Origin of the sequence: Litorivivens sp. (assembly GCF_041625495.1) — a bacterium.
In the GTDB taxonomy this organism is placed as follows: Bacteria; Pseudomonadota; Gammaproteobacteria; order Pseudomonadales; family Spongiibacteraceae; genus Litorivivens.
Window position 1 is genome coordinate 1 of sequence record NZ_JBFJTH010000243.1, and the last position, 3,975, is coordinate 3,975.

4 protein-coding genes are annotated in these 3,975 nt (G+C 54.6%); 2 read left to right on the forward strand and 2 right to left on the reverse strand.

Features of this window, described 5'->3' with window-relative positions; translation table 11 throughout:
* Positions 1-244 precede the first annotated feature (244 nt).
* Both ABYP39_RS17765 and ABYP39_RS17770 read right to left on the reverse strand, forming a co-directional pair.
* Positions 245-385, reverse strand: coding sequence for a hypothetical protein (locus ABYP39_RS17765; RefSeq protein WP_372783937.1), 141 nt, complete (start codon positions 383-385; stop codon positions 245-247).
* Positions 386-428: 43 nt separating this feature from the next.
* Positions 429-2,174, reverse strand: coding sequence for an amidohydrolase family protein (locus tag ABYP39_RS17770; protein WP_372750534.1), 1,746 nt, complete (start codon positions 2,172-2,174; stop codon positions 429-431).
* A gap of 124 nt (positions 2,175-2,298) precedes the next feature.
* Here ABYP39_RS17770 and ABYP39_RS17775 point away from each other — a divergent pair, with 124 nt between their 5' ends.
* Entirely contained in the window at positions 2,299-3,180 is an 882-nt protein-coding gene (locus ABYP39_RS17775) for a LysR family transcriptional regulator (protein WP_372758676.1), read from the forward strand.
* A gap of 110 nt (positions 3,181-3,290) precedes the next feature.
* Positions 3,291-3,975: AMP-binding protein (locus ABYP39_RS17780; RefSeq protein ID WP_372783939.1), on the forward strand; the 685-nt coding region annotated here is incomplete at its 3' end.

A 3,975-nucleotide genomic window follows, 5' to 3' on the forward strand; every position in this document is an offset into this window, starting at 1 on the left:
GGAAATGAATACTGCGTTATTGTATCGCCAAGATCGCGACAATTGGCTGCTAAGCGAGCGCATGCTCACCTACGCTAACTGCATCATCTGAACCACGCCGCGGGGATGACCTGCCGAGTATGAGTGATTGGTAATATACGCCCCTTACTCTGAGGCGCCAAAATTGGCAGGAGCAGCAATTTCTTCGGGCTTTACGAATCGCCCTATTTTCATTTCACCTTGCATGCTTGCCTTTACGTCGACCCTATATGAAGGCGTCGATAGTGACGCCTTCACGGTCAAAGCGTTTGGCACAGGCCAGACCAATACCAGCAGAGCCGCCGGTAATCAGCGCAAGAATGGCTACTACACGCCGTAGCACAACCGGTGGTAGCTTGCCTTGCAAGCGAATGCGCCACCGAAACCTTCGCCTACACGCTGCGAGACAACTAAGCAGCAACTGTTTGCTGTGGTTTTTCCTGGGCTCCGCGAATCAACCGCCCGGGCAACGCACCGGTGGGCCGACCGTGATCCATAATCACTTCGCCGCTTACCAAGGTATACAAGTAACCTTTGGCGCCTTGAAAAACCCGACGGCCACCAGCGGGCAGGTCAAAAATCACCTCCGGCGGTAACACTTGCAGCTCATCAAAATCAATCACGTTGATATCGGCTTTCATACCCACTTCCAAGGTGCCGCGATCGTTCAGGCCCATGCAGCGGGCAGTTTCCTGCGTGTGCATTTGCACAGCACGCTCCAACGTAAAACGCTCACCGCGCTGGCGGTCCCGTACCAGATAACTCAGCAGATAGGTGGGCACACTCGCATCGGACAACACGCCACAATGGGCGCCGGTATCCGCCAGGCTGATAACGGTGCTCTCGTCCTGCAGCATGGCCATCTGTCTGCGTAGATCGCGCGCTCCATAGCCAAACAGTGGGCAGTAGATCATCTGCTTGCCATCTTTTTCCATCAGCGCGTCAAAGGCATAGGCTTGGGGAGACACGCCCGCTGTCTTGGCCTTATATTCAATACTGTCTTCGTAGGCTGGTTCGTAGTTGGGCACGTCGTCCATTACGTAAAGGTTGTCGTAACCATTGGTAATGGCTTCAAGAAAGAAATCGCCTCCGGTTTCCATTCGCGGTTCTTCAACAATGGCTTGTCGAACAGCCGGGTCCCGCAGTTTTGCGAGGCGCTCCTCGCGCGGCAGCCCTGCCAGCTCGGCAAAAGCGGCCGAAAACATAAAGGGATGAACCGTACCGTCCCACGCCATTAAGATATTCACCGGCCTGGCACCCACGTGCGGAATCAGTCGAGCACCGTCTTTTGCCGCTTCGCGCACATATGCCAGCTGCTGCTCTACCCGTTCCCAATCTTTTTCTTCGCGGAAAAACAGCACAAAATTGACCTGGCAGTTATTGTCGATGGAGAGCCGCTTCATCCACTCCATTTCTTCACGCCAGTTGTGAAAGTCTGACACCAGCCCGTAAATACCCTTACCGATGTCACCAATCGCTTTACCAATACCAAGCAGCTCATTTGCATCCGCGTAGGTACCCGGCATGACTTGGCCGTGGCGAGTCGTGTGCAGCTCGGTTCGCGAGGTGGTAAAACCAATCGCGCCGGCATCAATGCCCTCGCGCACAATGTCGATCATTTTGCTTATATCGTCGTCGCTGGCCGGTTCGTTATTGGTCCCTCGATCCCCCATCACATATGTGCGAACCGCACAGTGTGGAACCTGAGCACCGATATCGATGGCTCGCGGCATCTTGTCCAGTGCATCCAGGTATTCGGGAAAGGTCTCCCACTGCCAGTCAATGCCTTCACTGAGCGCGGCGCCGGGAATGTCTTCAACATCCTCCATCACCTCAATCATCTGCTGGCGGGCGGCCTCCGTGGGTTTGCAGGGCGCAAAACCCACGCCGCAATTACCCATGATCAACGTGGTAATGCCGTGATTGGATGCCGGACTGCAATAGGCGTCCCAACTGGCCTGACCGTCCATATGGGAATGGGTATCCACCCAGCCGGGGGTTACCAGCTTACCGTTGGCATCGATGGTCTGGCGCGCATCACCCTGCACCTTGCCAACCGACACAATAACGCCGTTCTGAACCGCAATATCAGCGCTGCGGGCTGCGCTGCCTGTACCGTCTACAACGGTGCCGTTTTTTATAATCAGATCGTACATAGTGGCCTTCCGGTTTTCTCGCAATAGGGAAAGTCTAGATTGTGAGGGCCCGACCTTTAAGATACGATGCCGCAAAACATTATTGCCTCTGAAGAAACAATAACACGATCATTGGGAGCCGCTAATGGCGCGCTGGGACGGAATCTACGAGTTTGTGCAGGTCGTTGAACACCACAGTTTCACCGAGGCCGCCAAGACCCTGAACATGTCGACCTCGCAAGTCAGCAAACTGATTTCGCGACTCGAAGACCGCCTCGGTACCCGCCTGCTACTGCGCACAACGCGCAGTCTGGCCCTCACCGACGAAGGCCAGCAGTTTTACCGGCGTAGCAAGCACGCCATTGACACCTTCGAGAAAGCCGAAGAAGACCTGGCGCTGTCGCGCAACGAGCCACGCGGTAATCTCAAAGTGAACATCTCCGGCTCCTTTCAGGAACGCTTTCTAGTTCCCATTCTCGCCAATTTCACCAAGCAATTTCCGCGTTTGCATGTACAGCTGGATTTTACCGACGCACAACCCGACCTGGTGAAGGAGAGCTACGACCTTTCTGTAGCCTACGGCGAACTGAAAAGCTCTACGCTGGTAGCCCGCAAGCTGGCCGATAACTTTAACTACCTGGTGGCCAGCCCGGACTATCTGGCAGCGCATGGCACACCCGATTCACTCGAAGCGTTAAACCAGCACAACTGCCTAGTGGGTGTAGATTCTCTCTGGTATCTGAGCAACGGCGAAGAAACCGTACAAATTCAGCCGGAGGGTAACTGGCGCAGCGACAATGGTGCCGCCCTGCTTAGTGCAGCGCGCTGTGGGCTGGGCATTGCCAGCCTGCCGTTCTTCTCGGTGATGGAAGACATTTCCCAAGGCAACCTCACACAGGTATTGCCCGAGTGGAGCCAGTATCCGCAGCCGGTATGGATCATGTATCCCCAGCAGCGGCATCTGCCCATCAAGGTACGGCTGTTTATCGACTACCTAATGGAAGAGCTGAACAAGATTGTTCTGTAAGCCTACAATTACACCAAATTGACGATTTCGCTCTTCAACTCAGCTTTTATAGTCGCTATGCTCAAGCGATCTCACTTCGAAAAAAACCGATAAAGGACAGGGTGTTAGCCATGCAAGTGAAAACCTACCCAGTACCAGATACATTCGCCGCCAAGGCCCACATTACTGCCGACAAATACGAACAGATGTACCGGCAGTCTGTTGAACAGCCTGATGTGTTCTGGGCAGAACAGGCCCGCGATTTTATAAGCTGGCACAAAGAATGGGATCAGGTTTCCCGTTACAACCTCGCTAAAGGCGAGGCCGCCTGGTTTGAAGGCGCCAAACTCAATGTAAGCTACAACTGCATAGACCGACATCTGGCTACACGCGGCGACCAGTCCGCCATTATCTGGGAGGGCGACGAACCCACCGACGACAAAACCATTACCTATCGCGAGCTGTATGAACAGGTATGCAAACTGGCCAACGCCATGAAAGCACGTGGTGTGGGCAAGGGTGACCGGGTGTGCATCTATATGCCGATGATTCCCGAAGCCGCCTACGCCATGCTGGCCTGCACCCGGATAGGTGCGATCCACTCCGTGGTATTCGGCGGGTTTTCACCCGAAGCGCTCAAAGACCGTATTAACGATTCCGCCTGCAAACTGGTAATAACTGCCGATGAAGGTGTGCGCGGTGGCAAAAAGATACCGCTCAAGGCCAATACCGACAAAGCCCTTGAACATTGCCCTTCCATCGAAACCTGTCTGGTAGTCAAACGCACCGGCGGCGACATAGGCTGGCACGATGGCC

Excerpts from the sequence above, each read along its gene's own strand:
- ABYP39_RS17775 (WP_372758676.1), top strand. The coding sequence starts at position 2,299 with ATGGCGCGCTGGGACGGAATCTACGAGTTTGTGCAGGTCGTTGAACAC.
- ABYP39_RS17770 (WP_372750534.1), bottom strand. The coding sequence starts at position 2,174 with ATGTACGATCTGATTATAAAAAACGGCACCGTTGTAGACGGTACAGGC.